Consider the following 1,324-nt stretch of genomic DNA (forward strand, 5'->3'; position numbering starts at 1 on the left):
AGGAAAAATAGCCCGGTAGTGGAAAGCGCAGAAGAAACACGCTAAAACGATAAAAAAGTTAGGTTCCCGGATGATCGATACGATGCGAAAACGTGATCGACCTTAGATGCGAATCGATGATCGATCGCATGCGAATATGCACGCAAGCATCATCGTGGCAATCTATAATGACAGGCTACTGGTGGCAGGAGAAATGCCAAAATCCTGTGACAGCACGGGTAAAATCGGTTGTACACAATACAGCAAGGCAAAGGTCGCAAGTCCAGCAGAAAACAGTGCCAGCGTAACGCGAATAAATGCAGGTGTACCACGGGTGATATACGGTGATTTTGGCGCGACGGGGATTTTGCGATCCAAAGGCTCTTCGCGTCGATCGTCATCTGGCACGGTGACCGAATCAGATACTGAAGAAAGTGACGTACTCAAAACTATTCCTTGGAAACGGGGGAAAGTAGTAAATTTATGCGGCATTCTGCACGCGATACAGTGCATGACGCGAGGTAGATCATAGAAGGGTAAGTGAATCTTTACCATCAGTTTGAGGAGGATTGCCATCAATATCGAACTGCGCCATCTACGCTATTTTCTCGCTGTTGCTGAAGAGCTACATTTTGGCCGGGCAGCAGAGAAGCTCAATATTTCACAGCCGCCACTGAGCCAGCAGATTCAGGCATTAGAAGCGCAAATCGGCGCGACGCTGTTTGAACGCAACAACCGCAATGTCAGGCTAACGCCGGCAGGCGAAGCGTTCCGCAAAGCAAGCTGGGGAATAGGAGCAAGCGTCTGCGCACGCCGCAGAATGCAACGTGGCGAAATTGGCGAGCTGCGAATTGGTTTTACCTCCTCAGCGCCTTTTATTCGTGCGGTTTCGCGCAGTTTGCTGCATTTTCGGCAACGCTACCCGGATGTTCATCTGCAAATGTTGGAGCTGAACACCAAACAGCAGATAGACACGTTGCTGGATATCGGCGTGATGCGCAATAATTCGTTGCCAGCGGATTTACGGCATCAGCTACTGTTGCATGAAGCATTGGTGGCTGTGGTGCATGAAACACACCCGTTGGCAGGTCGTGTATTCAATATGTTGATCGCAGTGTACCATATCCGGTTTTGGATGTGTAATACAGTGGCTAAAGTTTATGTAAGATGCCCGTTTTGTGAACAGACATCTCCTGTGAAAAAGCACGGTTATGGCAAAAGTGGCCATCAGCGTTACCGTCGTCAGTCATGCAAACACGGATGGCTACAGGGCTTACAACGACGAACTTCCAAAAGTAAGACACATTGTTAGCAAGCTGTATACACAGCGTATTGAGCGTGCACA

Annotated in this window: 1 protein-coding gene and 3 pseudogenes; 3 read left to right on the forward strand and 1 reads right to left on the reverse strand. The window is 48.9% G+C overall.

The annotated features are described in order from the left end of the window. Nucleotides 1-165 precede the first annotated feature (165 nt). Nucleotides 166-471: pseudogene (locus tag QZ506_RS10870) on the reverse strand (hypothetical protein); the annotation flags it as partial. Nucleotides 472-553: 82 nt separating this feature from the next. Between QZ506_RS10870 and QZ506_RS10875 the strand changes: the two are divergent. From QZ506_RS10875 to QZ506_RS21580, 3 genes and pseudogenes are all read left to right on the forward strand, one after another. After that, nucleotides 554-1,066: pseudogene (locus tag QZ506_RS10875) on the forward strand (LysR family transcriptional regulator); the annotation flags it as partial. 60 nt (nucleotides 1,067-1,126) lie between these two features. Next, a pseudogene (locus QZ506_RS10880) lies at nucleotides 1,127-1,231 on the forward strand (IS1 family transposase); the annotation flags it as partial. Then, nucleotides 1,191-1,324 (forward strand): IS1 family transposase (locus tag QZ506_RS21580; protein ID WP_367273005.1); only part of this gene is annotated, 134 nt, incomplete at its 3' end. The pseudogene QZ506_RS10880 and the gene QZ506_RS21580, both read left to right, overlap by 41 nt.

The sequence above is a fragment of the Candidatus Symbiopectobacterium sp. genome, from assembly GCF_020054415.1.
Lineage (GTDB): Bacteria > Pseudomonadota > Gammaproteobacteria > Enterobacterales > Enterobacteriaceae > Symbiopectobacterium.